A 25977-nucleotide genomic window follows, 5' to 3' on the forward strand; every position below is an offset into this window, starting at 1 on the left:
ACGTGCGCTAGAACCTCGCCCAGGGGAGCTCGCGGTCGGTATCGCCGCGGCCACGGCGCGCCCGGACGCTCATGCGCGGGCGGTAGCGCATCCCGCCGATCTTGTTGCCGGGAAAGCTGGTGACCAGGACGTTGTAGCCGCGGACCTCCTCGTCGTAGGCGCGGCGCGCCTGCTCGAGGTCCTTCTCGGCCTGGGCGATCTGGCCCATGAGCGCCACGAGGTCGGGGTTGGTCATAAGCGCCGTCGAGCGCTCGGCCATGGCAAAGACCTCGCGCAGCGTCTGGGTGAGGGCCTGCGAGGCGACGATCTTGTCGGCCGGCTGCTCCGTCGCGTCCACGGCGGCGCGCCCCCTCGAGAGCGCGTCCAGCATCTCGCGTCCGTGCTCGCCCCGGTCCGCCATGGCCGCCTCGAGCGAGGCCACGAGCTCGCCGCGGCGCGCGAGGGCATCATCGAGGACCTTCCAGGTGGTGCGGCACTTCTCGTCCGCGCCCATGATGTTGAGGTAGGTGCGGGTGTACACCATGACGACCGCGATGAGCGCCAGGCCCACGACCATGATCACGACGATGGGATCCACCTGCGCTCCTTTTCTGTAGGGGAGGGCGCGCGATGGCGGAGGAGGAGGGATTCGAACCCTCGGAACGGGGGTTGCCCGCTCGACGGTTTTCAAGACCGCTGCAATCAACCACTCTGCCACTCCTCCGAGCGCGCGAGCACTAGTATCCTACCCCATGTGGGACGTTGCCGAGCGCGGGAGGCGCACGTGGGCGAGAGGGACGACGAGCGGTACATGCGCATGGCGCTCGAGGAGGCGCGCGCCGCGGCCGAGGAGGGCGAGGTGCCCATCGGCGCGGTGGTGGTCTGCGACGGGCGCGTGGTCGCGCGGGCGCACAACCGGCGCGAGAACGACGCCGACCCGTCGGCGCATGCGGAGTTCACGGCCATGGTGGCTGCCGCGCGCGAGCTGGGGCGCTGGCGACTCACGGGCTGCACGGTCTACGTGACGCTGGAGCCGTGCCTCATGTGCGCGGGCCTCATGGTCAACGCGCGCGTGGACCGCTGCGTGTACGGCGCGGCCGACCCCAAGGGAGGCGCGGTGGGCACGCTCTTCGACGTGAGCCACGACGAGCGGCTCAACCACGAGTTCGAGGTCACGCCCGGTGTGCTCGCCGACGAGGCGGCGGGGCTCCTGCGCGCGTTCTTCCGCGCGCGCCGGCGACGCTAGGGCGCGGAGCCCCTCCGTTCTTCTCGCCGCACAATAACACGCAGAATTACCTTTCATTACATATATTCCCAGTTGGGATTTTGGGAAAAGTCCGATTCTGCGTGTTATTTCGTGCCGAGAAGCGCACACCGAGAAGCGCACACCGAGAAGCGCGTGCCGCCGCTATAGAACGAGCGACCCGGCGTAGACGATGACCGCCATCACCACGGCGAACCCGAACGCGTACTTGGCGATCCGGCCCAGGATCTCGCCGTCCTTGCCGGTGAGCCCGCAGGCGGCGCAGCCGATCGCGATGTTCTGCGGGCTGAGCATCTTGCCGGCCGAGACGCCGAGCGAGTTGGACGCGACGAGCCAGGTCTCGTTGGCACCGATGGACTGCGCGGCGTGGAGCTGGACGTTGCCAAAGAGGACCTCGCTGGAGGTGCCCGAGCCGGTCACGAAGGTGCCAAGCGCGCCCAGCAGCGGCGCGACCAGCGGATAGAAGCCGCCGAGCGCTGCCACAAAGAAGTCCGAGATGCTCGCGATCATGCCGGAGTAGCCCATGATCTTGGCGCAGGCCAGCACGCCCAGCATCGTCACGATGGTCTTGCTCATCTGCTTGCACGTGGCGCCCAGCACGCCGAGCATCTCGCGCGGCGGGCAGTGCTGGATGAGGCCGCCCACGATGCCGCAGATGAAGATCAGCACGCCGGGCGTGTTCACCCACGAGAAGGTCAGCGTGGCCGTGGGGTCGCCGGCGTAGATGTTGACCGTGCTCTTGATGGCCGAGAGCGGGCCGTTCACAAACGGCACGAGCTTGCTCGTGGCGAGAAGGACCACGAAGATCAGGGCGAACGGCGCCCAGGCGCGCAGCTTGTCGGCTACGGACTCGTTGGGGGCGTCGCCGTCGCCGGCGGTCTGCAGGCGGTACTCCTCGGGGACCTCGACGCCGGCCCTGTGCATGCGCAGCGCGAAGGCGAAGGTGAGAACGAGCGAGACCACGGAGGCCACCACGTCGGGCAGCTCGCCGCCGATGAAGTGGCCGGCGAGCAGCAGGCACACGGCGAACGAGCCGCCGGAGACGAGCGCGATGGGCAGCATGCCCCTGAGCGCCTTGCGGCCATGGCCCACGAGGGCGACCATGAGGATCGGGCAGGCCACGACGAACGGGAAGACCTGGATGGCCTGGACCGTGGAGAGCTCGACCACGTCGATGCTCGTGATGGAGGCGAGCGTGGTGGTGGGGATGCCGATGGAGCCAAACATCGTGGGCACGCCGTTGGCGATGAGGCAGGCCAGGATGGCCGTCACGGGGCTGATGCCCAGGGCCATGAGCATGCTCGCGGGGATGGCCACGGCGGTGCCAAAGCCGGCCATGCCCTCGAGGAAGCCGCCGAAGCACCAGCCGATGAGCAGCGTGAGGACGCGGCGGTCGGCCGAGACCGAGCAGAGCATGCGCTTGATCGTCTCCATGGCGCCGGTGTGCACGGTGAGGTTGTAGGTGAAGACCGCGGCGATGATCACGATCACGATGGGCCAGAGCGCCATCGCAAAGCCCTCGAGCGCGGCCGTGGCCATGTTGACGGGCGTCATCGCCCAGCCGAGCGCGGCGCAGACGGCGGCCACGACGAGCGCGCCGAGGCTCGCGAGGTAGGCCTCCATGTGCAGGCCGCACAGGGCGATGACGAGCCAGATGATGGGGGCGAGGGCGAGGACGAACATGCCAAAGAGCTCAAGCATTGCGATGACTCCCGAGGTCGTGCGGTCAATCAAGCACTAAATCTATCACTCGGGAGGGCGCCGTCGGGCGAGAAACCCGGCGCACCGACGCGGTGCGTTACCGCAGGGGCTCGCTACCCGACCTGAGAATCCTGAGATAGGGCTCGTAGGTAAAGATCCTATAGCGCTTCTTTGAGCTGTCACGCTGTACGAGCACTCCCAGCTCTGTCATCGCTCGAATGAGGGAGTTTGCCCCCGAGGCACTGAGCCCCAGACGCTCTGCAACGTACGATGTGTCCACAATGGGGCTGCCCTCCAGAAGCTCTAGGAGGCGCAGCGCGTTTGCTGACCCACGACCCATCGACGAGAGCACAAGGCGCTCCGTTGAAGCGTGAAGCTCCGCAAGCGCCCGCATAGAGTCGCGCGCGTCAAGGGCGCTTTCGAGTAGGCAGTCGCAGAAGAAAGCAATCCATCCTTCGTAGTCGCCCGTCTCGCGCACACTGGTCAGACGGTCGTAGTACTCCGAGCGACGGCGCTTGAGCTCGTAGGAGGGATAGAGCACGGGCAGCTCAAGAATGCCATCGTTCATGAGGGAAAGCGTAATGAGAAGCCTACCGATTCTGCCGTTGCCGTCAAGGAAGGGGTGGATGGTCTCAAACTGATAGTGGGCGAGCCCTGCCTTGACGATGGGGTCGAGAGTATGTTCCTCGTTGAGAAAAACCTCGAGGTCAGACAGGGCGTCTCTCATATCGTCAACATTCGGGGGCACGTAGGCGGCCTCGTTGAGGGTGCATCCGTTTGGCCCGATCCAGTTCTGCGAGGTGCGGAGCTCGCCGGGGTGCTTCTCGGATCCGCGGACGCCCTCGAGCAGGGTCTCATGCACCGCCCGCAGAAGACGGGTGCATAGCGGCATGGAGCCCATGAGCTCAACAGCTCGCTCTGTTGCCGAGACATAGTTGATTACATCCTCGAGGTCCCTGCTTGCGTTCTTCTCGTTCTCTGGGTCGAGAACATCATCAAAGGTGCACTGGGTTCCCTCAATCTGGGAGGAGAGGAGCGCCTCTTTTCTTACGTACATGGTGAGATACATGCCCACGTTTGGGATGAAACGCGCCATGCCCTGCATCTCGCCGAGAAGAGCACGGCAATCAGAGACCGCGCGCTGAGTGCCGTCGCTCAGGGATAGGGGCAGGCAGCCCTGAAGGCTGGAGGGGAGAAAAGATAGATAGGCAAGCTCCCCGGAGAGATTGCGGCGAAGGCTTCCCTGCCTCCCGGGGCGGATGGCATCGAGCATGGATTCTCCTAAGAGCGAATTAATGGATTAAAACGTTCTTAGAATATAACTCGCGCTGCTAAGAACACGTTCGTGTTCTTAGCAGGCTCACAGAATCTCTAAGAACGAATTAAGCGATTAATTCGTTCTTAGAGAATAACACCGGCGCGGCTAGACCACCTGGAAGACGAAGAAGTCCAGGTAGTGGCTCTCGGGGAAGCCCCAGAGGATGGGGTGGTCGGGGGCCTGCTGGCGCTCCTCGACCTGCTTGAGCTGCACGTTGGCCTGGTGCGCGGCCTCGGCGATCGCCTTGGCGAGAAGGTCGCGCGTCATGAAGTGCGAGCAGCTGCAGGTGGCCAGGTAGCCGCCGCGAGGCAGCAGTCGCAGCGCCTGGTAGTTGATCTCGCGGTAGCCGCGCGCGGCGTGGGATACGGTGCCGCGGCTCTTGGTGAAGGCGGGCGGGTCCAGCACGATGAGGTCGAACGGGCCGCCCTCCTCGCGCAGGCGGGCGCGGTCGCGGGCGAGCTCGGGCAGGTAGTCGAGGACGTTCGCGCAGGTGAAGCCCATGCGGTCGTCCAGGCCGTTGAGGCGGGCGTTCTCACGCGCGAGCTCGATGGCGGTGTCGCTCACGTCGACGCAGCGCACGAACTCGGCGCCACCTGCGGCCGCGTTCAGGCCGAAGGGGCCCACGTGGCAGAAGCAGTCGAGCACGCGACGGCCGCCCGCGATCTCGCGCACGGCGCGGCGGTTGTACTTCTGGTCGAGGAAGAAGCCGGTCTTCTGGCTGTTCTCGAGGTCGAGGTCAAAGCGCAGACCGTTCTCGCGCACCACGAGGCGCGCGGTCTTTGGCGCGGGCAGGCCGTCCCACCAGCCCTTGTACTGCGGCAGGCCCTCCTTGGCGCGCGAGGCTCCGTCGTTTCGCTCGTAGATGGCGTCGATCTTCTCGCCGTCCGCAGCGAGCGCGTCCACGAGTGCGCGATACACGACGGGACGCAGGTGCTCCATACCCACGGTGCCAACCTGCGTGACCAGCACGTTCTCGTAGCGGTCGGCCACAAGGCCCGGCAGGCCGTCGGCCTCGGAGAAGACCACGCGGCAGCAGGTGGTGTCCGGCTCGGCACCGGGCAGGCCGCGACTGCCCATCGCGACGCGGCGGTGCTGCCAGGCCCACGCGACGCGGCGCGACCAGAAGGCGTCGTCAAAGCGGTCGTTGGCGTTGCGGCTCACCACGCGGACGCGGATTTTGGACTCCTGCGAGAGCAGGCCTGCGCCCTGCCAGGTGCCGTTCTCCTCGAAGACGTCCACGATTGCGCCGTTCTCGGCGGGCTCGGCGGAAATGATCTCGCCCTCGAAGACCCACGGGTGTCCGCCGGCCAGCGAGCGCGCGGCCTTGCGGGTTACCGTCACACGGGGATAGGGGCGTGCCTGCTTCACGTTCTTCTCGCCGGCCCTAGTAGTGGCGGCCGTAGCGACCGCCGGCGATGCCGCGTCCGCGGCTGCGCGAGCCGGCGAACATGGTGCGCGTGGAGCGCTTGGTCGGGCGGTCGGCCTGCGGCACGATGCGGCCGGAGTCGTAGGCGAAGCCGTCGAGGTCCCACACGGGCACGAGCTTCTTGGTGAAGTACTCGATCTCGCGCAGGGGGCTGATCTCGTCCGGCGCCACGAAGGTGTAGGCGTGGCCGGTCGCGCCCGCGCGCCCCGTGCGGCCGATGCGGTGCACGTAGTCCTCGGGGTCCATGGGGACGTCGAAGTTGACTACGGCGTCGATGCCGGAGACGTCGATGCCGCGGCTCATGACGTCGGTGGCCACGAGGACCTGGACCTTGCCCTCGCGGAACTTATCGAGCGCGCGCTCGCGCGCCTTCTGCGGGCGGTCGGCGTGCATCACGTCAACGCGCACGCCCGCGTTCTTGAGCGTCTTGGAGACGTCGTCCACGCGGTGCTTGGTACGGCAGAAGACCAGCACGCGCTCGGGCTTCTCGCCCGCGGCGCCGCCGGTGGCGAGAAGCGCGCGCAGAAGCTCGGTCTTCTGTCCCTGGGTGACGGGACAGAGGTGCTCCTCCACGGTGTCGGCGGTCTCGCCCACGCGGGCAATCTCCACGGTGGCGGGGTCGGTGAGCAGCGCGTCGATCGTGGACTTGATCGACGGCGGGATGGTGGCCGAGAAGAGCAGCGTCTGGTGCTTAGCCGGCAGCGCATGCATGATGCGGCGGACGCTGGGCCAGAAGCCCATGTCCAGCATGCGGTCGGCCTCGTCGAGCACGAGCACCTTGACCTGCGCGAGGCTCACGTGGTTGTGCTCCATGAGGTCGATCAGGCGGCCCGGGGTGGCCACGAGCAGGTCGCAGCCGCGCTCGAGCTCCTTGATCTGGCGGTCGAACTTGGTGCCGCCCATGACGATGACCGCGCGCTGGCCGGTCTTCTCGCAGACCACGGAGACGACCTTCTCGATCTGCGCCGCGAGCTCGCGCGTGGGCGTGACCACGAGCGCGTGCGGGCCCTTGCCCTTGGCGCCGGCCACGAGCTGCAGCGCGGGCAGCGCGAAGGCAGCGGTCTTGCCCGTGCCCGTCTGCGCGGATGCCACGATGTCGCGGCCCGTGAGGACCACGGGGATGGCCTGCTCCTGGACGGGGGTCGGGGTGGTGAAGCCGAGGGCGTCCACCCCGGCGAGAATCTGCTCGTTAAGCCCGAGCTCGGCAAATGTAATAGTCATGGGGCTAAGTATAGAGCATGTGACGTCGCCGGCGCCTTTGTCGGCTTACTGCCCGATTTCATTGTCTGGGTACTTTTTCGCAGACGTTCAAAGTACGACTCAATTGATAGCATTTATCTACCTGCGGAAACCCAACATGATACGTTCTCTCTACTTGGGGATGCTCCAAAAAAGTACCCAGACAATGTCGACGCCCCCGAATTGCCCGCCGCGCGCCGTATACTGGACGGGTTAAGCCGCAGAAACGGAGACCAGAGCATGCCCATCAACATCCCCGACGGCCTGCCCGCCAAGACCATCCTCCAGCAGGAGCGCATCTTCGCACTGGAGGAGGAGGTGGCCAGCCACCAGGAGATTCGCCCCCTGCGCGTGGCGATCCTCAACCTCATGCCCACCAAGATCGAGACCGAGACCCAGATCCTGCGCCTCATCTCCAAGTCCCCGCTGCAGGTGAGCTGCGACTTCATGCGCGTCTCCACCCACGAGTCCACGCACGTCTCGCAGGACCACCTGGTCAAGTTCTACGACACGTTCGACTCCTTCCGCGACAAGAACTACGACGGCCTGATCATCACCGGCGCGCCCGTCGAGCACCTCGAGTACGAGGACGTGGACTACTGGGACGAGTTCTGCGAGATCGTGGACTGGAGCCAGGAGCACGTGTTCTCGACGATGTTCCTCTGTTGGGGCGCGCTGGGCGCCCTCTGGCACCTCTACCAGATTCCCAAGCGCCAGCTTGGAGCCAAGCTCTTTGGCGTGTTCAAGCAGCGCCTCTGTGACGAGTACAGCTTCCTCACCAACGGCTTCGACGAGGTGCACTACATGCCGCACAGCCGCCACGCCGCGATCGACACCGGCGAGCTGGCCAAGCACCCCGAGCTCTGCACGCTCTCCGAGGGCTTTACGAGCGGCCCGTCGCTTCTCGCCACGCGCGACTTCCACGAGGTCTACGTGACCGGCCACTTTGAGTACGGCCGCGACACCTTGGCCGACGAGTTCTGGCGCGACTTCCACAAGGGCCTGCCCATCCGCGTGCCCGAGAACTACTTCCCCGACGACGACCCCGAGCGGCAGCCGCTCTTCACCTGGCGCGCGCACGCCAACCTGCTGTACCGCAACTGGCTCAACTGGGTCTACCAGATGACTCCGTACGACCTGGACGAGATCCCGGCCGCAATTGCGGACCTGCGCGCGCGGGCCACCGCGGCCACCGGCCACGTGGACAAGTTCTAGGCGAGAAGGACGCGCGTAACTCCGGATTACCAGCAATCCCTACTTACGTACGCCGAGAAGCGCGCGTAAGTAGGGATTGTCGGCAAAAGGGACACGTTTCCCTACTTGCGCGATCTTCTCGGCTGCTTGCAGCGCGCGCAATCCCGGATTACCGGTAATCCCCGTTTGCGCGCGCCGTCAGACGCTAAGATGTGAGGGTCCCCTGCCCATCCTCAAGGAAGCTCTTTTTCGCCCGGCCCGGCGTATCATTGCCCCAACAGCCGCCCCGCCGCAGACAGGAGCCCGCCATGGAGTTCAGAGACGTCGTTTCCAAGCGCTACTCGTGCAAGAAGTACGACGAGTCCCGCCAGGTGGAGCCCGAGGCCCTCGAGCGCATCCTCGAGGCCGGCCGACTCGCCCCCACCGCCAAGAACCTGCAGGAGCAGCACGTCTACGTGCTGCAGAGCGCGGAGTCGCTCGCGATTGTGGACGAGCTCACGCCCTGCCGCTACGGCGCGCCCACGGTCCTGGCCGTCGCCTTCGACACCTCGAACGTCTACACCTACCCCGGCGACGCGCGCGACTCCGGCATCGAGGACGCCTCGATCGTGGCCACGCACATGCTCCTGGCCGCCTGCGACGCGCGCGTCGACAGCTGCTGGCTCAACCGCTTCGACCCCGATCTCGCCAAGGAGCGCCTCGGCCTGCCCGAGAACGAGGAGCTTATCATGCTTCTCGACCTGGGCTACGCCGCCGAGGGCGCGGGCCCGTTGCCCAACCACGAGAGCCGCAAGCCGCTCTCGGAGACCGTGACGTATCGCTAGGCTCCCCGGCCGCGCGCCCCGCGCGCCCATGATCCGCCGACAAGAACGGGCGGGCCCGGACACCGTGTCCGAGCTCGCCCGATTGCTGTGTTCTTCTCGCCCGCCGTCCTAGCAGGTGGCGCCGCCGATGACGGTCTTGCCGAGGATGGCCTCCTTGTCGATCGGCGCGGTCAGCAGCTTCTCCTGCACGTAGTCAAAGCCGAGGCGCGCCACGGTGTCGGCGAAGCGCTCGCCGCTCTGCCCCTCGTCGCGGAAGAAGAGAATCGCGCGCTCCACGAGGTCCATGACCTCGTCCTCGCTGGTGAAGATCTTGTCCAGCGCGCGGCCGTGCGCGACCTTCTTGCCCCAGCGCCCGCCGATGTAGACCTTGTAGCCCGCAAGTCCCTCGGTCACGGCGCCGAACGGGCACGCGCGCTCGCAGCGCCCGCAGTGGTTGCACGCGGAGCCGTCGATCGTGATCTTGCCGTCCGGCCCGATCTGCGCGTCGCCCATCGGGCACGCCTTCACGACCTGGCAGACCTTGCACGCGCGGCACTTCTCGAGGTCAATCTGCGGCACGCGCTGGCCAACGATGCCCAGGTCGTTGAGGTCGGGCTTGACGCACATGTTGGGGCAGCCGCCCACGGCGATCTTGAACTTGTGCGGCAGGTCCACGCCGTGATAGCCCACGTAGAAGCGCTCGTGCAGCTTCTCGGAGAGGTCGAAGGTGTCGATGAGGCCGTACTGGCAGGTGGTGCCCTTGCAGCTCACGACCGGGCGCACCTTGGAGCCGGTGCCGCCGGCGTCCAGGCCGTGGTCCTGGAGAAACGCGATGCACTCGTCGATCTTCTCGTACCTCACGCCCTGAATCTCCAGCGTGAGGCGCGTGGTCATCGTGACCTCGCCGGAGCCAAAGCGCTCGGCGGCCTCGGCCACGGCGCGCTGCTCGTCCACCGTGATCTTGCCGTTGCGCGTGATCACGCGGATGTTGAAGACGTCGTCAAAGCGCTTGTCCTGCAGGCAGCCAAGGCCCTTGAGGCGCTTGACCTCGGCCGCGGGCAGCTTCTTGCCCGTCGGGCGCGGCACGCGGACCTCGTTGAACGTCACGCCTCCCTCGAGCACGCGCGTCTGCGTGTAGCCCGCGGCCTTGAGGCGGTTCTGCGCAAAGTAGCCGCGCTTGCCCTTGGCGCACACCAGCAGGAGCTTCTCGTCCTTCTTGTGACCGGGCAGCCCGTCCGGGCCGATCTTGGTGAGGTCGACCCACTCCGCTCCGGGAATCGTGGGGGCGGGCAGCACGTCGATGACGCGGTAGTCCGCGGCGGCGCCGGCGGCGTACTCGGCCGGCGTGAAGCTCTCGAGCTCGCCCGCGAGCTTGTTCTCCAGGATGTATGCCGTCGTGACCAGCGGGTGGATGGCGGTCGAGAAGGGCGGTGCGTAGGAGAGGTCCATCAGGTCGAGGTCCTCCATGCGTGCCTTCTGGTAGAGCGCGGTTACGACGACGTCAGTGACCTTGTCCACGGCGCCGGCGCCCAGGACCTGCACGCCGAGCAGCTGGTGCGAGCTGCGGTCTGCGATGAGCTTCACGAAGAAGCTCGAGGAACCGGGGTAGTAGTGGGCCTTGTCGTCCACCACGGAGACCACGCTCACCGGGTCGAAGCCCGCCTCGCGCGCCGCCGCCTCGGTGAGGCCGGTGCGGCCGCCGTTCAGCGTGGGCAGCAGGCGCACCACGCCGGTGCCGAGCGCGCCGGGGTAGGGCGTCGGCGTGCCCGTGAGCGTGCGGGCGATAGCGCGGCCGGCGATGTTGGCCGTCGAGCCCATGGCGCTCCACATCGGCTTGCCGGTGAGGGCGTTCGTGACCTCGGCGCAGTCGCCGGCGGCGTAGACGTCCGGCAGGTTGGTGGCACCGAGCTCGTTCACGACAACGCAGCCGCGGTCGAGCTCCACGCCGGAGCCCTCGAGCCACGCGGTGTTGGGGCGGATGCCGATGGAGAGGATCACGAGGTCGGCCGGAAGCGTGCCCGCGCCGGTCTCCACGCCCTCGACCTTGTCGCCGCCCTTGATGGCCGCCAGCGGGCACGATGTCATGACGCGCATGCCAGCGGCCTTGAGCTGGCGCTGCGCGAAGCCGGCCATCTCGGGGTCAAAGACGTTGGGCAGGATCTGCGGCATGGCGTCGATCACGGTGACGGAGAGGCCGCGTGCGAGCAGGTTCTCGGCCACCTCAAGGCCGATGAAGCCGGCGCCCACCACCACGGCGCGGCGCGCGCCCGCGTCGGCATAGTCGCGGATGGCCTCGGCGTCATCGGGCGTGCGCACGGTGAAGACGCCGGGCAGATCGGTGCCGGGGATGCTCGCGGGCACGAGCGGCGACGCGCCGGTGGCGATGACCAGCCTGTCGTAGGCCTCGACGTACTCGGAGCCGTCCTTTCCGCGTACGGTGACCTCGTGTGCGGCGGCGTCGAGCGCGACGGCCTCCGTGCCCGTGCGCACCTCCACGCCGGTGAGGCCCTCGTAGGCGGCCGGCGTGTTGACGATGAGCTGGTCGCGCGTCTGGATGTCGCCGCCGATGTAGTAGGGCAGGCCGCACCCGGCGTAGCTGATGTCCTCGCTCTTGGTCACGACGACGACCTCGGCCGAGCGGTCGCAGCGCTTGAGCTTGGCCGCGACCTTGGTTCCGGCGGCCACGCCGCCGACGATCAGGTACCTCATGGCGCCCCTCTCCTTCTTTGCCGCCTCGTGCGGCGCCCGTTGTCATACATGGTATTCCTTCGGTGGCATATCATGGGCGCAGGCAGGAAGAACGGGGGACCACATGCCCAGGACGGCGATCTTCAGCGACATCGACGGAACGCTGCTCGACTCCGCGCATCAGGTCACGCCGCGCACGCGGGCGGCGATCGATGCGGTGCAGCGGGTGGGCGTCCCCTTCGTCATCGTGACGGCCCGCGGCATCTCCGGGACGTATCCGCTCCTCGAGCAGCAGGGCATCACCTGTACCGTGGTCACCTACAGCGGCGGCGTCATCCTCGACGAGGCGCGCAACGTGATTCACCATCACGGCCTCACGCGCGCCCAGGCGCAGGAGGTCGTGGACTTTGCCGAGGCCGAGCACCTGCCCATGACCTGGAGCGCCTACTCCTTCGAGGACTGGGTGGCACCCGACGCGAGCGACCCGCGTCTCATCGCGGAGGAGCGCATCGTCATGGCGGAGGCTCGCGAGGGGACCATCGCCTCGATTGAGCGCGACGAGGTGCAGAAGATCCTCTGCCTCTGCACGCAGGGGGAGACCGCCATGGTCGAGCGTCGCCTCAAGGAGCGCTTCCCTGAGTTTGCCATCGCCGTCTCGTCGGAGACGCTCATCGAGGTCATGCCTGCGGGATCGAGCAAGGCCGGCGCGGTGCGCACCCTCTGCGAGCTCTGGGACCTTGACCCCGCCGATGCCATCGCGTTCGGGGACAACTACAACGACCTGCCTATGCTCGAGGCCGTGGGTCGCGGCTACCTCATGGGCAACGCCCCTGTTGAGCTGCTCGCCGCCGCGTCGCTCGTCGCGCCCGACAACGATCACGACGGCGTGGCGCGCGTTCTCGAGAGCCTCGGGCTTGCCCCTGGTACCGATGGAGCGGGCAGTATATAGACATTTGAATGGATTGCGATGCCGGTCGGGGCGCGTGAGTCCAAAATCGTGCATAAAACACTCGCTCGTGCAGCATTAGCGCGCCGCGCTGCATAAAAAGCCCGTTCGTGTAGCACGGTTTTTGGCCAGCAAGCGGATTCAGTTCCGCACGTAGCGACGAACGCCCAGTTGCACATTAACCACCGGGCCCCTGGGGTTAAATAATGCGCTGCACGAGCCGGCGTTTTATGCGTGGGACCACCTCTAACGCTACACGAAGGCGACTTTTATGCAGCAGGGGCGCCGGGGGGGCGCAACATCCGCTTGTCCGTCCCCGCTTGTGCAAGAATGGCAGCGTCAGACAACGGGCGCGAGCCCGACGAGAGGAGATCCCCATGAAGGTTGCCATCCCGACCCTCGGCAGCGGAGGCCTGGACTGCGAGCGGTCCGGCCACTTTGGCCACTGCGACTGCTTCACGGTCGTCGACGTGGAGAACGGCGAGGTCGGTGCCGTTAGCATCATCGACAACCCTCCCCACGAGGAGGGTGGCTGCATGCGCCCCGTCGCGCTGCTTGCCCAGAACGGCATCGATGCGATCGTGGCCGCCGGCATGGGCATGCGCCCGATGATGGGCTTCGCCCAGGCCGGCATCACCGTCTACTTTGAGAACCAGACCCCCAACGTGGGCGAGGTCGCGCAGATGGCCGCCGCCGGAACGCTCCCCGTCATGGGCGAGGAGCACGCCTGCCACCACTAGCGTGCTCGACGCCCTGGTCATAGCGGGCTGTCTCTCCGGCGAGGAGGGCGACGCGGGCGTCGCGGCGCTCGCGCGCGAGCTCTCGGCCGCCGTGGGCGCGAGCGCCACGCTGCGCGCCCGCACGGGTGGCCGCCCCGTGGGCGCGCCGCTGCACGAGGTGCTGGGCGAGCTACGAGGGCGCGGCGCGCGCCGCGCCCTCGTGGTGACGACGCACGTGGCCGACGGACGACTCCAGCGTGTAGCCGCAGCGGCGGTCAGCGCCGCGGCCCCCGGCTTCGAGGAGCTCCGGATTGCGTCGCCGCTGCTCGCGAGCGAGGGGGACTTTGCCGCGACTGCCGCCGCTCTCGACGAGGCGCTGCCTGAACAACCCGATCGCGTCGTCGCGCTCGCGGGCCATCGCGGCTCGGAGTGCGAGGCGGCGTTCGCCCGGCTCGAGCGCGCGCTGCGCGACCGTGGCCGCCGCGACGTCCTCGTGGACTCGCCGGACCGACTCCCCGAGCGGCTGCTCGACCACTCCCACCGCGAGGCGCTCGTCGTCCCGCTCCTGATGTCGCTCGGCCATCACGCCCGCCACGACGTGCTCGAAGACCTCGCCCGAACCCTCTCTGCGCAGACCTGGCCGCACTCCCTCGCCGAGCTGCCCGCGATTCGCGCCCTCGTCGTCGACCATGCGAGAAAGGAACTCCCATGAAGCTCGTCATCGCCTCGGACATTCACGGCGCCGCCGACGCCTGCGCCCGCCTCATGACCGCCGTCGAGACGGAGTCGCCGGACCGGATCGTCCTTTTGGGCGACCTGCTCTACCACGGCCCGCGCAACGACCTTCCCGCCGACTACGCGCCCAAGCGCGTGATAGAGATGCTCAACTCCGTGGCCGACCGCGTGATCGCCGTCCGCGGCAACTGCGAGGCCGAGGTCGACCAGATGGTCCTCGCCTTCCCCTGCATGGCCGGCTACAACGTCCTGCTGGACCCCGAAGCCAACATGACGCTCTTCCTCACGCACGGCCACGTCTACGGACCCGGCTACCACAACAGCGTGGACGCCTGGCCCGCGCTGCCGCCCAGCTCGGCGCTGGTCTACGGCCACACCCACATCAAGGTCAACGAGAAGAGCGCCGAGCATGACGTCTGGGTCTTCAACCCCGGCTCCGTGGGCATCCCCAAGGACGGCTCGGCCAGCTACGGCGTCTACGAGGACGGTCGCTTCGAGCATCGGCTGCTGTAGCACCCCGCGCTCTGAACTCTCCCTAAAATCTGCGCTTCAAGAAATCTCATGTGTAGAGACTTAGATTATGTATAGAATCGTCACGCACAGGGGATAAACTCAACCGTACACACGGATACAAGCGAGCGGGTCGGCACGCGCCGCCCCACGCAGGAAAGGAAGAGCAACCATGGGCAAGATTCTTGGCATCGACCTGGGCACCACCAACTCCGCGATGGCGGTCCTCGAGGGCGGCGAGCCCACGATCATCGTCAACGCCGAGGGTGACCGCACCACCCCGTCCGTCGTGGGCTTCCGCGCCGACGGCGACCGCATCGTCGGAAAGGCGGCCAAGAACCAGGCCGTCACCAACCCGACCAACACCGTCTTCTCGATCAAGCGCTTCATGGGCCGCCGCTACGACGAGGTCAGCTCCGAGCTCAAGACCGTCCCGTACAAGGTCAAGCCCGGCACCGGCAACCGCGCGGTCGTGGAGATCGACGGCGAGGACTTCACCCCCGAGCAGATCAGCGCCATGATCCTCTCCAAGATGAAGGCCGACGCCGAGAAGTACCTCGGCGAGCCCGTCACCGACGCCGTCATCACCGTCCCGGCCTACTTCAACGACGCTCAGCGCCAGGCCACCAAGGACGCCGGCAAGATCGCCGGCCTCAACGTCCAGCGCATCGTCAACGAGCCCACCGCCGCGGCGCTCGCCTACGGCCTCGACAAGAAGGGCGTCGACCAGAAGGTCCTGGTCTTCGACCTGGGCGGCGGCACCTTCGACGTCTCGCTGCTCGACCTCGCCGACGGCGTCGTGGAGGTCCTCGCCACCAACGGCGACAACCATCTCGGCGGCGACGACTGGGACCAGCGCGTCATCGACTGGGTGGCCGACAAGTTCCAGGCCGACAACGGCATCGACCTGCGCAAGGACCCGATGGCCCTGCAGCGCCTGAAGGAGGCCGCGGAGAACGCCAAGAAGGAGCTCTCCTCCGCTCAGCAGGCCCAGATCAACCTGCCCTTCATCACCGCCGACGCCACTGGCCCCAAGCACCTCGACTACACGCTGACCCGCGCCGAGTTCGAGCGCATCACGCGTGACCTGCTCGACCGCTGCAAGGTCCCCGTCACCAAGGCCCTCCAGGACGCCAACCTCCAGATCTCCCAGGTCAACGAGGTCATCCTCGTGGGCGGCTCCAGCCGCATGCCCGCCGTCCAGGAGCTCGTCAAGCAGATGACCGGCAAGCAGCCCAACATGTCCGTGAACCCCGACGAGGTCGTGGCCGACGGCGCGGCCGTCCAGGGCGGCGTCCTCACCGGCGACGTCTCGGGCATCCTGCTGCTCGACGTCACCCCGCTGTCCCTCGGCGTCGAGACCATGGGCGGCGTCATGACCAAGATGATCGACCGCAACACCACGATCCCCACCTCCAAGACCGAGATCTACTCCACGGCCGCCGACAACCAGACGTCCGTCGAGATCAACGTCCTGCAGGGCGAGCGTGAGATGGCCGCGGACAACAAGTCCCTCGGCAAGTTCAACCTCACCGGCATCCCGGCCGCCCGCCGCGGCGTCCCGCAGATCGAGGTCACCTTCGACATCGACGCCAACGGCATCGTGAAGGTCACCGCCAAGGACAAGGCCACCGGCAAGAGCCAGCAGATCACCATCTCCGGCTCCACCGCCCTGTCCGACGACGAGGTCGACCGCATGGTCAAGGACGCCGAGGCCCACGCCGAGGAGGACAAGAGGCACAAGGACGAGATCGAGGTCCGCAACCAGGTCGACTCGCTGTGCTACGGTGCCGAGCAGACCCTGAAGGACCTCGGCGACAAGGTTCCGGCCGACCAGAAGTCCGAGGTCGAGGCCGCCATCGCCGACGCCAAGAAGGCGCTCGAGGGCACTGACGTCGAGGCCATCCGCACCGCCGGCGACAAGCTCACCGAGGCCTCCCAGAAGCTCGCGCAGATCGTCTACTCCACCACCCAGGAGGAGTCCGCCGCCGGCACGGGCGCCGGCGCGCAGGGCGGCGCCGATGACGTCGTGGACGCCGACTACGAGGTCGTGGACGACGACAAGAACAACTAGCCCCAGGTAGGCCGTACCTGGTTCAAGGGATTCGGAGGCGGCCACGGCTTCGCGGCCGCCTCCGTTCGGATTTGTCGAGGAGGGTGACGTGAGAGTGCCCGTCGAAGTTGAGGACGAGAAGAACGAGGCCGTGGAGCCCGACGAGGTCGAGGCCCAGGAGGTCGCCGAGGCCGACGAGGGGAACGACGCCCCCGAGCAGGAGGCCGACGAGGACGCCGAGGAGCGCGCCCGCGTGGAGGCCGCCATCCGGGCCGGCGAGGAGGCCGCCGAGCGCGAGCTCGCGGCGGACGCCGGCAAGCTCCGCGAGGAGCGCGACGAGCTGCAGAAGAAGCTCTCGGACGTGGAGGACCAGATCGAGGCCGCAAAGAAGGAGGCCTCCGAGGCCACGGACCGCATGCTGCGCCTTCAGGCTGACTGGGAGAACTACCGCCGCCGCACGGCAGCGGAGCGCCTGGCCGAGAAGGAGCGTGCCGCCGAGGACCTGGTCACCAACCTGCTGCCCGTGATCGACGACATCGAGCGCGCCATCGAGCACGCCGGCGCCGCCGAGGACGACTCCCAGCTCAAGCAGTTCGTCGACGGCGTCTCGGCGGTGCACGCCAAGATGCTCGGCGTGCTCGCCAAGGAGGGCGTCGAGCCCATCGACCCCGCCGGCGAGGCATTCGACCCGCTGGCCCACCAGGCCGTGGGCCGCGTCGAGGACGCCGAGGCCTACGACGAGACGGTGGCCCAGGTCTACCAGAAGGGCTACCGCATGGGGGACAGGGTCATCCGCACCGCCATGGTGACGGTGACCTACGGCGGCCCCAAGCGTCCCGCCGAGCAGGCGGACGACGCAGACGCAAACGCCGACGCCGAGAAGGACGAGTCCTAGCAGACCGTTCTTCTCGCCAGCACCTGAGACGCGAAAGGAGGCGCGTGTGACATGGCAACCAACAAGAGCTACTACGACATCCTGGGCGTGAAGCGCGACGCTTCCGACGACGACATCAAGAAGGCGTTCCGCAAGCTCGCCGCGAAGTACCACCCCGACGCAGGCGGCGACGAGCAGAAGTTCAAGGAGGTCAGCGAGGCGTACACCACGCTCTCCGACCCCAAGAAGCGTCGCGAGTACGACCAGATGCTCATGTTTGGCGGCATCCCCGGGGCCGACTTTGGCGGCTCCGGCGGTCGTGGCCGCTACACCTACACCACCAACGTGGGCGGCGACTGGTCCGACATCTTCAACAGCGTGCGCGGCGGGGACGGCGGATTCGGCGGGTTTGACTTCTCGTCGATCTTTGGCGGGGCCGGCGGCGCCCGCGCCGCGAACCGCCCGACCAAGGGCTCAGACCTCACGATGTCCGTCGACGTCAGCGCCGAGGAGGCCTTCCGCGGCGCCACGCGCAAGGCGACCTACCGCGTGCCGTCCACGGGCGAGGAGCAGACGCTCACGATCAAGATCCCGGCCGGCGCCGTGGATGGTGGCAAGCTCCGCTACCGCGGCCGCGGCGAGTACGGAACCAACGGCGGCGATCGCGGCGACCTCGTGATCACCACCCACGTCGCCGAGCACCCCGTCTTCAAGCGCGACGGCGCCGACGTGCGCATGGAGCTGCCGCTCAGCATCTTCGAGGCGACGCTCGGCGCCACGGTGGACGTCCCCACGCCCGACGGCACGGAGGTCCGCCTCAAGGTGCCCGCAGGCACCCAGGACGGCAAGACCTTCCGCTTCCGCGACCTGGGCGCGCCCAACGTGAAGCGCAAGGGGTCGCGCGGCGCGCTGTTCGTGACCGTGCGCGTGAAGGTTCCGACGATGCTCTCCAAGAAGGAGCGCGACGCCCTCTCCGCGCTGCGCGACGCGGACACGAGGGACTACCGCGAGGAGGTCATGCGCTATGCCACGAAGTGACGGCGACGCCCGGGACCGCGGGCGCGACCGCGACAAGCCGCTCTACATGATCAGCGTTGCCGCCGAGCTCACGGGCATGCACCCGCAGACCCTGCGCGTCTACGAGCAGAAGGGCCTGGTCACGCCCGGGCGCTCGCGCGGCAACACGCGCCTCTACAGCCAGGCCGACATCGAGCGGCTGAACCTCATCTCCAAGCTCACCGACGAGGGCATCAACCTCGCCGGCGTGGTGCGCATCCTCGACATGCGCGAGCGGATGCTCGAGCGCGAGGCCGAGCTCGACGAGCTGCGCGCCCGCGTCCGCGACCTCGAGGACGAGGTCCACGAGTACAAGATGCAGGAGAAGATCACCGCGCTCGCCCGCTACGACGCCTCGAGCTCGCCGGAGCAGGTCATGCGCCGGCTGCTCCTGAACGGCGCGTCGGACGAGAAGGACGGCGAGTAGGGCCGCCGCGCCCTTCTCGCCCGCGCGGTGCGGTCCGTCCTGAAAATCGAAGCTGCGGCATGTCCGGTGTGCCGCAGCTTCGTTTTTAAGGACGCCGGACGGAAAATCCGCAGGTCGCCCTGAGGCCCGCGTGCCGCAGGCTCGATTTTCAGGACGCCGCGGAGGTGGGCGAGAAGAACGCCCGCCCGCGCTGAAAGAAATCTACTATGTAGACACTTAGATTTGTGAATACGCCCCTGTTCACGCGGGAACAATACTCTCTGACTAACCACGAACCCAGAAGGGGGCAACCATGAGACTCGACAAGTGGGCCGTCACGGCCCAGGAGGCGCTGCAGGCGGCCGCCGGCATCGCCACCGACGCGAGCGCGGGCCAGCTCATGCCCGTGCACATCCTGAAGGCGCTCCTCAGCTCGGGGGAGGGCAACCTGCGCGCGATCATCGAGCGCGTGGGCGCCGACCCGGCCGTCATCGAGGGCCAGGTCGACGACGCGATCGCGCGCCAGCCGCGGGTCAGCGGCGACACCGCGCAGATGACCATGTCCGACGCCGCCCTGCGCGTGGGCAACGAGGCCGAGAAGCTCGCCGCCAAGCTCGGCGACTCCTACGTCACCTCCGAGCACCTGCTCTGCTCGCTCGCCGACGACAAGACCGAGGCCGGCTCCATCCTCAAGGCGGCCGGCGTCACGGGCAAGCGCGTCGAGGAGGCGTACAACTCGCTGCGCGGCGACGAGCGCGTGACCAGCCAGGACTCCAAGCCCGAGTTCGAGGCGCTCGAGAAGTACGGCCGCAACGTGACCGACCTCGCGCGCCAGGGCAAGCTCGACCCGGTCATCGGCCGCGTCGAGGAGATCCGCCGCACCATCCAGGTGCTCTCCCGCCGCACCAAGAACAACCCCGTGCTCATCGGCGAGCCGGGCGTGGGCAAGACCGCCATCGTGGAGGGCCTCGCCCAGCGCATCGTCAACGGCGACGTCCCGTCCACCCTGCGCGACAAGGACATCGTGGAGCTTGACATGTCCGCCCTGGTGGCGGGCGCCAAGTACCGCGGCGAGTTCGAGGACCGCCTGAAGTCCGTGCTCAAGGAGGTCCAGAAGGCCGACGGCCGCATCATTCTGTTCATCGACGAGCTGCACACCATCGTGGGCGCGGGCGCCACCGAGGGCTCCATGGACGCCGGCAACATCCTGAAGCCGGCCCTGGCCCGCGGCGAGCTGCACGCCATCGGTGCGACCACGCTCGACGAGTACCGCAAGTACATCGAGAAGGACGCGGCCCTCGCGCGGCGCTTCCAGACCGTCATGGTCTCCGAGCCCACCGTCGAGGACACGATCTCCATCCTGCGTGGCCTCAAGGAGCGCTACGAGCAGCATCACCGCGTACGCATCACGGACTCCGCGCTGGTCAGCGCCGCCGACCTCTCCAACCGCTACATCTCCGACCGGTTCCTGCCCGACAAGGCCATCGACCTCGTGGACGAGGCGGCGAGCCGCCTGCGCATGGAGCTCGACTCCATGCCGGCCGACATCGACGCCGTGGACCGCCAGCTCACGCAGATGCAGATCGAGGAGCAGGCGCTCATGAAGGAGGAGGACGCCGCCAGCAAGGAGCGTCTCGAGGCGCTGCGCGGCGAGATCGCCACGACGCGCGAGAAGCTCGACGGCATGAAGGCCGACTGGGAGAACGAGAAGGGCGCGATCGACCGCGTCCAGGACCTCAAGTCCAAGATCGAGGACGCGCGCGTCGAGATGGAGCGCGCCACCCGCGAGGGCGACCTCGCCCGCGCCTCCGAGCTGCGCTACTCCACGATCCCCGCGCTCCAGCGCGACTACGAGGAGGCCGAGGCCGCTCTCACCGCCAAGCAGGAGGCCGGCGGGCTCCTCAAGGAGGAGGTCACCACCGAGGAGATCGCCGAGGTCGTGAGCGCCTGGACCGGCGTGCCGGTGTCCAAGATGATGCAGGGCGAGATGGACAAGCTCAAGAACCTGGAGGCGGAGCTGCACAGGCGCGTCGTCGGCCAGGACGAGGCCGTCTCGGCCGTGGCCGCCGCCGTGCGCCGCAGCCGCGCGGGCCTCTCCGACCCCAACCGCCCGATCGGCAGCTTCTTCTTCCTCGGCCCCACCGGCGTGGGCAAGACCGAGCTCGCCAAGGCGCTCGCCGACTGCCTCTTTGACGACGAGCGCGCCCTCGTGCGCATCGACATGTCCGAGTACATGGAGAAGTTCAGCGTCCAGCGCCTCATTGGCGCGCCCCCGGGATACGTGGGCTACGACGAGGGCGGCCAGCTCACCGAGGCCGTCCGCCGACGCCCGTACTCCGTGATCCTGCTCGACGAGATGGAGAAGGCGCACCCCGACGTCTTCAACATCCTGCTGCAGGTCCTCGACGACGGCCGCCTCACCGACGGCCAGGGCCGCGTCGTGAGCTTCAAGAACACGATCATCATCATGACGTCCAACGTGGGGTCCCAGTTCATCGCCGGCGCCAGCGCCTCGAGCGACCCCGACGAGGTCCAGCGCGCGGTCAACGACGCCCTGCGTCAGACCTTCAAGCCGGAGTTCCTGAACCGCATCGACGACGTGGTGGTCTTCCACGCCCTCGGCCTCGAGGACATCGAGAAGATCGTGGACATCCAGCTCCGCGACGTCCGCGAGCGCCTGTCCCGCGACCGCATCCAGCTCGAGCTCACGACGGCGGCCAAGCAGTCGCTCGCCCTCGACGGCCTCGACCCGGTCTACGGTGCGCGCCCGCTCAAGCGCCTCATCCAGCGCCAGGTCGTGGACAGCGTGGCCAACCTCGTGATCGACGGCCAGCTCGGAGAGGGCGACGTGGTCCGCGTGGACGTTGACGACGACGGCCGGCTCTTCGCCGCGCGCGACGACGCCGCCTCCGACCGCCGCCGCGCCGCCGGCGCCGTCCCCGCCGACGACGAGCCCCTGGAGCCCGACGCCCTGGAGTAACGGCGGCACGTCCTTCTCGCCTGCTGTCCAACCCCGCCGAGACAGAGAAACGGCACAGAATCGCCCCTCCAGACACCCGATTCTGTGCAGAATCTCTGTCTCGGCGCTGTTGTCGGGCGCTACCATGAAGGTGACGCAACGACCGGTTGAGGAGGCGAGATGGGCGAGAAGGACGACCGTACGGTGCGCATGCGGCCCGAGGACCTGCCCGGCGTCGACCCGGACGCCACGCGCCTCGCGGGCCCGGACCCCGACGAGACCCGCGTCGACGCCACGCGCGTGGTGCGTCGCGTCCCGCCCGTGGACGCCGAGCCGACCACGCTCCTGACCGGTCGCGACGGCATCGACGCGCTGTCCGACCCGTACTTCTCGCCCGCCGCGCCCGAGGACCTCACGACCGCGCGCCCCGTCGTGGCCATCGAGTCGCCGGTCGAGAGCCTGCCCAAGCGCAAGCGCCGCATGCCGCGCTGGGCCGTGGCCCTTCTCGTCGTGCTGGCCGTCGCCGCGGCGGCGGGCGCCGCCTACCTCACCTATGCGAACGAGCTCTGGGGCGGCAGGACCGTGCCGCAGGTCGTGGGCATGGCCGAGGAGGACGCCCGCGCGGAACTCGAGCGCGCGGGCTTTGCCGTGGAGGTCGAGTACCGCGCCGGCGACGGCGACTACGGGACCGTCCTCTCGTGCGACCCCGCCGAGGGCCAGCGCGCGGACCCGTCGGCCGGCGTCACGCTGGTCGTGGCGGGGGAGCGCACGGTGCCCGCCGTCGTGGGCCTGTCCGAGGAGGGGGCCACGCAGGCGCTCTATGACGCGGGCGCCGCCAACGTGCAGGTCACGCGCCTGAACTCGGACGAGCCGGCGGGCACGGTGCTCGCCGTGGACCCCGCGGAGGGCTCGGCCTTCGTCTCGGCCGACCCGATCACGCTCACCGTGGCACAGCCCTTCTCGGTGCCCGACCTCGAGGGCATGGCCGCCGACGAGGCGCTCGCCGCGCTGGAGGAGGCCGGCCTCACCGGCACCGTCTCCTACGTGGAGTCCGACGCCCAGAAGAACACCGTCGTGGGCTCCGACCCCGCACCCGGCACCGAGGTCGCCGGCGGCGCGAGCGTCACCCTGAGCGTCGCGAGCCCCTACCCGAGCGCGCCCATGCGGCTGCTCGAGTACTTTGACCTGGAGCCCGAGGCGCTGGCGAGCTACCTCGCCGAGGAGGGCTTCACGCTGCGCTACGGCGCGACCTACCCCTCGAGCGGCAACGCCTACGCCATCTTCGCCGGGCCGCAGGGCGAGTCCCTGCAGATCGGCGACTACCCGGAGTCGGCCTCGGGCGGCCGCGACGACGGCTCCGGCGGCGCCAACATGCTGGAGCAGGGTGCCGGCGTGGGCGGTGTGCGCTACGCGTTCTCCACGGCCACGCTACCGTCCGGCGGCGGCTCGGAGAGCGAGGCGGGCGTGCGCGCCGTGATGGAGGCATGCGGGTTCGAGGGCCTTCTCGATATCTGCACGCAGGACGAGGTCATGGCGCGCGTGGGCGCGACCGGCGACTGGCACTTCGTCTGCGGCTACGGCGAGCAGGACGGCTACACGTGGGTGGTGCGCATCGGCGGCCACGGGTCCACCACGGGCGTCGTGGCCATGGTGGCGCCGACCTCCCACTTCTCAGGGCAGGACCTCTCCAAGTTCGACGGCAGCGTCTGCGAGTTCGCGGCGTACGTCGACCTGTTCACGGGGTGATCACATGGACGACAAGGACAAGCAGGCCGAGAAGGACGAGTTTCGCCGCGCGGAGAACGAGGACGACGACGGGTACGACCCGTACTCGGACCGCCGCCCGGACCCCGAGCCGCTCTTCCAGCCCGACCCCTGGGCGTGACGTCGCCTAGCGGGCGGTTGAGCCCCAGTTGGTCTGCATGTACTCCCAGACTAAGAAGACCACGACGGCGAGCACGGCCAGCACCACGAAGAGGGCGATCGCGGTCTTGATGCGCGTGCGGCGCTCGCGCGAGGCGAAGATGTCGCGGCGGCCCTTGGGGATCTCCAGGTACTGACCGTACTGGAGGTCGCGGCGCAGCTGAGCGCCCTCGGCGCGGGAGCGGCGGTACGCACGGCCCGAGATCATCCCGCCGGGCGCGACGTAGTCGGACTCGTGCGCGACATAGCCGGACTCGTCCGGCTCCTGGGCGAGGTCGTCGATCGGCTCCACGCTGCGGTGCGCCGGGCGCTGACGCACATAGGGCGCGGCATGCCTGCCCGCGGCACCGCTGTTGGGCTCGCTGCTGCTCATGGGACCTCCGGCTCTCTTCTCGGTTTGCGACATTATGCAACAGCTTGTCTCCTGTTCAAAATCTAAGTTGGTGACGCTTAGATATGATGAGTATGTGTCGCTGAGAATTTCTCGCCCGCACCGCATATTCCGCCCGCGTCGGGGAATAAGTACCAACGAGCGACAGGGTGCCCAAGGAGGCGCCCACCACAGATAGAAGGAGTGATCACCATGGCAAGCATGATTCCGTACGACCGTTACACGAGGGCTCTCCGCAGCTGGCCGTTTGACGAGTTCGACCGCATCTTCGACGCGCCGTTCGCCGCGCTCTCCACGGGCAACGCCGGCTTCAAGATGAACGTCGAGGACGCCGGCACCGCCTACGTCGTGACCGCCGAGCTCCCGGGCGTCACGCGCGACCAGATCGACGTCGAGCTCAACGAGGGTCGCCTGTCCGTCTCCGTCGAGAAGAAGGAGTCCGACGAGGAGAAGGGCAAGAACTACCTCTACAAGGAGTCCGGCGAGTGGAGCGCCACGCGCGGCGTCTTCCTCAAGGACGCGGCCACGGCCGGTCTCACCGCCAAGCTCGAGGGCGGCATCCTCACGGTGAACGTCCCCAAGCAGGACGAGAAGGCCAACGTCACCAAGATTACGATCGACTAACGTCGGGAAACGCAGCGATTCGGCGGGTCGGGACCCACGGGTTCCGGCCCGTTTTTTGCTTTGGCCCAGGAATTGCAGCCCTTGTCCGGGCCTCGTCTAGAAATCGCCGTCCTTGTCCGCCGCCACTCTAAGAATCGCCGCCGTTGTACGGGCGTTATCCCCTCTCGCGGTACAAGGCCCCAAGTTTCTAGAGCCCCTCAGGACAAGAGCGCCTTTTACTAGATTAGCTAGCGACAAGAACCGCGTTTTCTAGAACGGCCAATGACAAGGGCGGCGATTTCTCTCACGAACGCCCGCCCTTCTCGTCCGTCCCCTGCTAGAAGACGGAGAGCGGCCAGTCCTGCGCGGCGCAGCAGATCGTGAGGCGGCCGTCGGGCGTGCGGGCCTCCGGGCGACCGTCCTCCCCGGGGGCGACCTCGGCCCTGACCGCCGCCGCCAGCTCCCGCGCGCAGAGGCTCGGGCGGTTGTTCTCCTGCGAGAGGTGCATGGCGACCACGGTCTCGGTGTCCGGCCCCACCAGGCGTCCGAGCGCGGCCGCCGCCTGGGCGTTGGAGAGGTGGCCGCACGGCCCGCCCACACGGGCCTTGAGGTAGGCGGGATAGGTGCCCGTCGCGAGCATGCGCTCGTCGTGGTTGGACTCGAGCGCCAGGATGCGCGTTCCCGCCAGGGCCTCGAGCGCCTCGTCGCCCAGCTCGCCGGTGTCGGTGCAGAAGCCGAGCGCGTCGTCGTCCGTGGAGAAGCGCAGGCCGATGGGATCGGCCACGTCGTGCGAGGTGGGGAAGGTCCGCACGCGCATGCCGGCGACCTCCAGCTCGTCGGAGTGGCCAACGAGCGTGAACGGCAGCTCGGCGAGGTAGCGGCGCGCGGCAATGGTGCCGGCGGTCGCGAGGAGCAGCCCGTCGAAGCGGTTGCAGAACACGGTGAGCCCGCCCACGTGGTCGGAGTGCTCGTGGGTGAGGATCACGGCGACCACGCGACCCATGTCCACGCCCAGCTCGTCCGCCCGGCCGAGGAGCGCCCGCCGCGAGATGCCGCAGTCGACGAGCACCGAGCCCCCGGGGCCCTCGACCACGGCGGCGTTGCCCTTGGAGCCGCTGGCCAGCACGTGCAGGTGGATTTCGGGGGTCATGGGGGTCCTCTCGCTGTCGTACACTTCTGGTGGCGGGCAT

The 25977-nt window shown here is 68.0% G+C and carries 23 protein-coding genes and 1 tRNA gene; 15 read left to right on the top strand and 9 right to left on the bottom strand.

The window, feature by feature from the left end:
• Nucleotides 1–7: 7 nt before the first annotated feature.
• Both B5F73_RS08030 and B5F73_RS08035 read right to left on the bottom strand, forming a co-directional pair.
• Nucleotides 8–577 carry a LemA family protein gene (locus tag B5F73_RS08030; protein ID WP_087227731.1) on the bottom strand — a complete coding sequence of 190 codons (570 nt, stop codon included), beginning with the start codon at nucleotides 575–577 and terminating at the stop codon, nucleotides 8–10.
• Nucleotides 578–610: 33 nt separating this feature from the next.
• Nucleotides 611–703 (bottom strand) — tRNA-Ser (locus B5F73_RS08035).
• A gap of 60 nt (nucleotides 704–763) precedes the next feature.
• Here B5F73_RS08035 and tadA point away from each other — a divergent pair.
• Nucleotides 764–1225, top strand: coding sequence for a tRNA adenosine(34) deaminase TadA (gene tadA / locus B5F73_RS08040; RefSeq protein WP_255376243.1), 462 nt, complete (start codon nucleotides 764–766; stop codon nucleotides 1223–1225).
• A 162-nt stretch (nucleotides 1226–1387) separates the two neighbouring features.
• Here tadA and B5F73_RS08045 read toward each other — a convergent pair whose 3' ends face one another.
• The 4 genes from B5F73_RS08045 to B5F73_RS08060 all read right to left on the bottom strand — a co-directional run bounded on the left by B5F73_RS08045 (nucleotide 1388) and on the right by B5F73_RS08060 (nucleotide 6909).
• Nucleotides 1388–2944 carry an L-lactate permease gene (locus B5F73_RS08045; RefSeq protein WP_087227732.1) on the bottom strand — a complete coding sequence of 519 codons (1557 nt, stop codon included), beginning with the start codon at nucleotides 2942–2944 and terminating at the stop codon, nucleotides 1388–1390.
• Between the two features lie 97 nt (nucleotides 2945–3041).
• Nucleotides 3042–4217 (bottom strand): Fic/DOC family N-terminal domain-containing protein, encoded by a 1176-nt coding sequence (locus tag B5F73_RS08050; RefSeq protein ID WP_087227733.1) that lies wholly within the window; start codon nucleotides 4215–4217, stop codon nucleotides 3042–3044.
• A 150-nt stretch (nucleotides 4218–4367) separates the two neighbouring features.
• Nucleotides 4368–5630 (bottom strand): class I SAM-dependent rRNA methyltransferase, encoded by a 1263-nt coding sequence (locus tag B5F73_RS08055; protein WP_087227734.1) that lies wholly within the window; start codon nucleotides 5628–5630, stop codon nucleotides 4368–4370.
• Between the two features lie 16 nt (nucleotides 5631–5646).
• Complete coding sequence (locus B5F73_RS08060) at nucleotides 5647–6909, bottom strand: DEAD/DEAH box helicase (protein ID WP_087227735.1); 1263 nt, start codon at nucleotides 6907–6909, stop codon at nucleotides 5647–5649.
• Between the two features lie 258 nt (nucleotides 6910–7167).
• On the opposite strand from B5F73_RS08060, the gene metA reads away from it, so the two are divergent.
• Together metA and B5F73_RS08070 are read left to right on the top strand one after the other, a co-directional pair.
• Nucleotides 7168–8142 carry a homoserine O-succinyltransferase gene (gene metA, locus B5F73_RS08065; protein ID WP_087227736.1) on the top strand — a complete coding sequence of 325 codons (975 nt, stop codon included), beginning with the start codon at nucleotides 7168–7170 and terminating at the stop codon, nucleotides 8140–8142.
• Between the two features lie 287 nt (nucleotides 8143–8429).
• Complete coding sequence (locus B5F73_RS08070) at nucleotides 8430–8945, top strand: nitroreductase family protein (RefSeq protein WP_087227737.1); 516 nt, start codon at nucleotides 8430–8432, stop codon at nucleotides 8943–8945.
• Nucleotides 8946–9053: 108 nt separating this feature from the next.
• On the opposite strand, the gene B5F73_RS08075 is transcribed toward B5F73_RS08070, so the two are convergent.
• Nucleotides 9054–11633 (bottom strand): FAD-dependent oxidoreductase, encoded by a 2580-nt coding sequence (locus B5F73_RS08075; RefSeq protein WP_087227738.1) that lies wholly within the window; start codon nucleotides 11631–11633, stop codon nucleotides 9054–9056.
• 103 nt (nucleotides 11634–11736) lie between these two features.
• Between B5F73_RS08075 and B5F73_RS08080 the strand changes: the two genes are divergently transcribed.
• The 11 genes from B5F73_RS08080 to B5F73_RS09545 all read left to right on the top strand — a co-directional run bounded on the left by B5F73_RS08080 (nucleotide 11737) and on the right by B5F73_RS09545 (nucleotide 23755).
• The gene (locus tag B5F73_RS08080; protein ID WP_158094788.1) at nucleotides 11737–12561 is read left to right on the top strand and encodes a Cof-type HAD-IIB family hydrolase; all 825 of its coding nucleotides are present in this window, start codon (nucleotides 11737–11739) and stop codon (nucleotides 12559–12561) included.
• Nucleotides 12562–12935: 374 nt separating this feature from the next.
• On the top strand, nucleotides 12936–13298 hold the full coding sequence (locus tag B5F73_RS08085; RefSeq protein WP_087227740.1) for a NifB/NifX family molybdenum-iron cluster-binding protein: 363 nt from the start codon (nucleotides 12936–12938) through the stop codon (nucleotides 13296–13298).
• A 1-nt stretch (nucleotide 13299) separates the two neighbouring features.
• Entirely contained in the window at nucleotides 13300–13989 is a 690-nt protein-coding gene (locus tag B5F73_RS08090) for a sirohydrochlorin cobaltochelatase (protein ID WP_158094789.1), read from the top strand.
• Nucleotides 13986–14525, top strand: coding sequence for a phosphodiesterase (yfcE, locus tag B5F73_RS08095; RefSeq protein ID WP_087227742.1), 540 nt, complete (start codon nucleotides 13986–13988; stop codon nucleotides 14523–14525). Before B5F73_RS08090 ends, yfcE begins: the two co-directional genes overlap by 4 nt.
• Nucleotides 14526–14694: 169 nt before the next feature.
• Nucleotides 14695–16596, top strand: a complete 1902-nt coding sequence (dnaK, locus tag B5F73_RS08100) for a molecular chaperone DnaK (protein ID WP_087227743.1) — start codon at nucleotides 14695–14697, stop codon at nucleotides 16594–16596.
• An 88-nt stretch (nucleotides 16597–16684) separates the two neighbouring features.
• Nucleotides 16685–17470, top strand: a complete 786-nt coding sequence (grpE, locus tag B5F73_RS08105; RefSeq protein WP_087227744.1) for a nucleotide exchange factor GrpE — start codon at nucleotides 16685–16687, stop codon at nucleotides 17468–17470.
• A gap of 51 nt (nucleotides 17471–17521) precedes the next feature.
• Entirely contained in the window at nucleotides 17522–18487 is a 966-nt protein-coding gene (locus tag B5F73_RS08110; RefSeq protein WP_087227745.1) for a DnaJ C-terminal domain-containing protein, read from the top strand.
• Nucleotides 18474–18932: a helix-turn-helix transcriptional regulator gene (locus B5F73_RS08115; RefSeq protein ID WP_087227746.1), complete on the top strand. Its 459-nt coding sequence runs from the start codon at nucleotides 18474–18476 to the stop codon at nucleotides 18930–18932. Before B5F73_RS08110 ends, B5F73_RS08115 begins: the two co-directional genes overlap by 14 nt.
• 292 nt (nucleotides 18933–19224) lie before the next feature.
• A complete protein-coding gene (gene clpB / locus B5F73_RS08120) occupies nucleotides 19225–21891 on the top strand; it encodes an ATP-dependent chaperone ClpB (RefSeq protein WP_087227747.1) in 2667 nt (888 codons plus the stop codon).
• 159 nt (nucleotides 21892–22050) lie between these two features.
• On the top strand, nucleotides 22051–23616 hold the full coding sequence (locus B5F73_RS08125; RefSeq protein ID WP_087227748.1) for a PASTA domain-containing protein: 1566 nt from the start codon (nucleotides 22051–22053) through the stop codon (nucleotides 23614–23616).
• 4 nt (nucleotides 23617–23620) lie between these two features.
• On the top strand, nucleotides 23621–23755 hold the full coding sequence (locus B5F73_RS09545) for a hypothetical protein (protein ID WP_255376244.1): 135 nt from the start codon (nucleotides 23621–23623) through the stop codon (nucleotides 23753–23755).
• Nucleotides 23756–23761: 6 nt separating this feature from the next.
• Here the strand turns inward: B5F73_RS09545 and B5F73_RS08130 are convergent, their stop codons facing one another.
• Nucleotides 23762–24166, bottom strand: coding sequence for a hypothetical protein (locus tag B5F73_RS08130; protein ID WP_087227749.1), 405 nt, complete (start codon nucleotides 24164–24166; stop codon nucleotides 23762–23764).
• A gap of 210 nt (nucleotides 24167–24376) precedes the next feature.
• Between B5F73_RS08130 and B5F73_RS08135 the strand changes: the two genes are divergently transcribed.
• The gene (locus tag B5F73_RS08135) at nucleotides 24377–24808 is read left to right on the top strand and encodes an Hsp20/alpha crystallin family protein (RefSeq protein WP_087227750.1); all 432 of its coding nucleotides are present in this window, start codon (nucleotides 24377–24379) and stop codon (nucleotides 24806–24808) included.
• A gap of 316 nt (nucleotides 24809–25124) precedes the next feature.
• Here B5F73_RS08135 and B5F73_RS08140 read toward each other — a convergent pair whose 3' ends face one another.
• Nucleotides 25125–25937 carry an MBL fold metallo-hydrolase gene (locus B5F73_RS08140; protein WP_087227751.1) on the bottom strand — a complete coding sequence of 271 codons (813 nt, stop codon included), beginning with the start codon at nucleotides 25935–25937 and terminating at the stop codon, nucleotides 25125–25127.
• Nucleotides 25938–25977 lie beyond the last annotated feature (40 nt).

This window comes from Olsenella sp. An270, from assembly GCF_002159735.1.
Taxonomy (GTDB): Bacteria; Actinomycetota; Coriobacteriia; order Coriobacteriales; family Atopobiaceae; genus Thermophilibacter.

What these genes read in the sequence shown, in the direction of transcription:
- B5F73_RS09545 (WP_255376244.1), top strand. Translation starts at nt 23,621, where the DNA reads ATGGACGACAAGGACAAGCAGGCCGAGAAGGACGAGTTTCGCCGCGCG.
- clpB (WP_087227747.1), top strand. Translation starts at nt 19,225, where the DNA reads ATGAGACTCGACAAGTGGGCCGTCACGGCCCAGGAGGCGCTGCAGGCG.
- dnaK (WP_087227743.1), top strand. Translation starts at nt 14,695, where the DNA reads ATGGGCAAGATTCTTGGCATCGACCTGGGCACCACCAACTCCGCGATG.
- metA (WP_087227736.1), top strand. Translation starts at nt 7,168, where the DNA reads ATGCCCATCAACATCCCCGACGGCCTGCCCGCCAAGACCATCCTCCAG.
- yfcE (WP_087227742.1), top strand. Translation starts at nt 13,986, where the DNA reads ATGAAGCTCGTCATCGCCTCGGACATTCACGGCGCCGCCGACGCCTGC.
- B5F73_RS08140 (WP_087227751.1), bottom strand. Translation starts at nt 25,937, where the DNA reads ATGACCCCCGAAATCCACCTGCACGTGCTGGCCAGCGGCTCCAAGGGC.
- B5F73_RS08070 (WP_087227737.1), top strand. Translation starts at nt 8,430, where the DNA reads ATGGAGTTCAGAGACGTCGTTTCCAAGCGCTACTCGTGCAAGAAGTAC.
- B5F73_RS08050 (WP_087227733.1), bottom strand. Translation starts at nt 4,217, where the DNA reads ATGCTCGATGCCATCCGCCCCGGGAGGCAGGGAAGCCTTCGCCGCAAT.
- B5F73_RS08060 (WP_087227735.1), bottom strand. Translation starts at nt 6,909, where the DNA reads ATGACTATTACATTTGCCGAGCTCGGGCTTAACGAGCAGATTCTCGCC.
- B5F73_RS08085 (WP_087227740.1), top strand. Translation starts at nt 12,936, where the DNA reads ATGAAGGTTGCCATCCCGACCCTCGGCAGCGGAGGCCTGGACTGCGAG.
- B5F73_RS08130 (WP_087227749.1), bottom strand. Translation starts at nt 24,166, where the DNA reads ATGAGCAGCAGCGAGCCCAACAGCGGTGCCGCGGGCAGGCATGCCGCG.
- B5F73_RS08115 (WP_087227746.1), top strand. Translation starts at nt 18,474, where the DNA reads ATGCCACGAAGTGACGGCGACGCCCGGGACCGCGGGCGCGACCGCGAC.
- B5F73_RS08045 (WP_087227732.1), bottom strand. Translation starts at nt 2,944, where the DNA reads ATGCTTGAGCTCTTTGGCATGTTCGTCCTCGCCCTCGCCCCCATCATC.
- B5F73_RS08110 (WP_087227745.1), top strand. Translation starts at nt 17,522, where the DNA reads ATGGCAACCAACAAGAGCTACTACGACATCCTGGGCGTGAAGCGCGAC.
- B5F73_RS08075 (WP_087227738.1), bottom strand. Translation starts at nt 11,633, where the DNA reads ATGAGGTACCTGATCGTCGGCGGCGTGGCCGCCGGAACCAAGGTCGCG.
- B5F73_RS08135 (WP_087227750.1), top strand. Translation starts at nt 24,377, where the DNA reads ATGGCAAGCATGATTCCGTACGACCGTTACACGAGGGCTCTCCGCAGC.
- B5F73_RS08125 (WP_087227748.1), top strand. Translation starts at nt 22,051, where the DNA reads ATGGGCGAGAAGGACGACCGTACGGTGCGCATGCGGCCCGAGGACCTG.
- B5F73_RS08080 (WP_158094788.1), top strand. Translation starts at nt 11,737, where the DNA reads ATGCCCAGGACGGCGATCTTCAGCGACATCGACGGAACGCTGCTCGAC.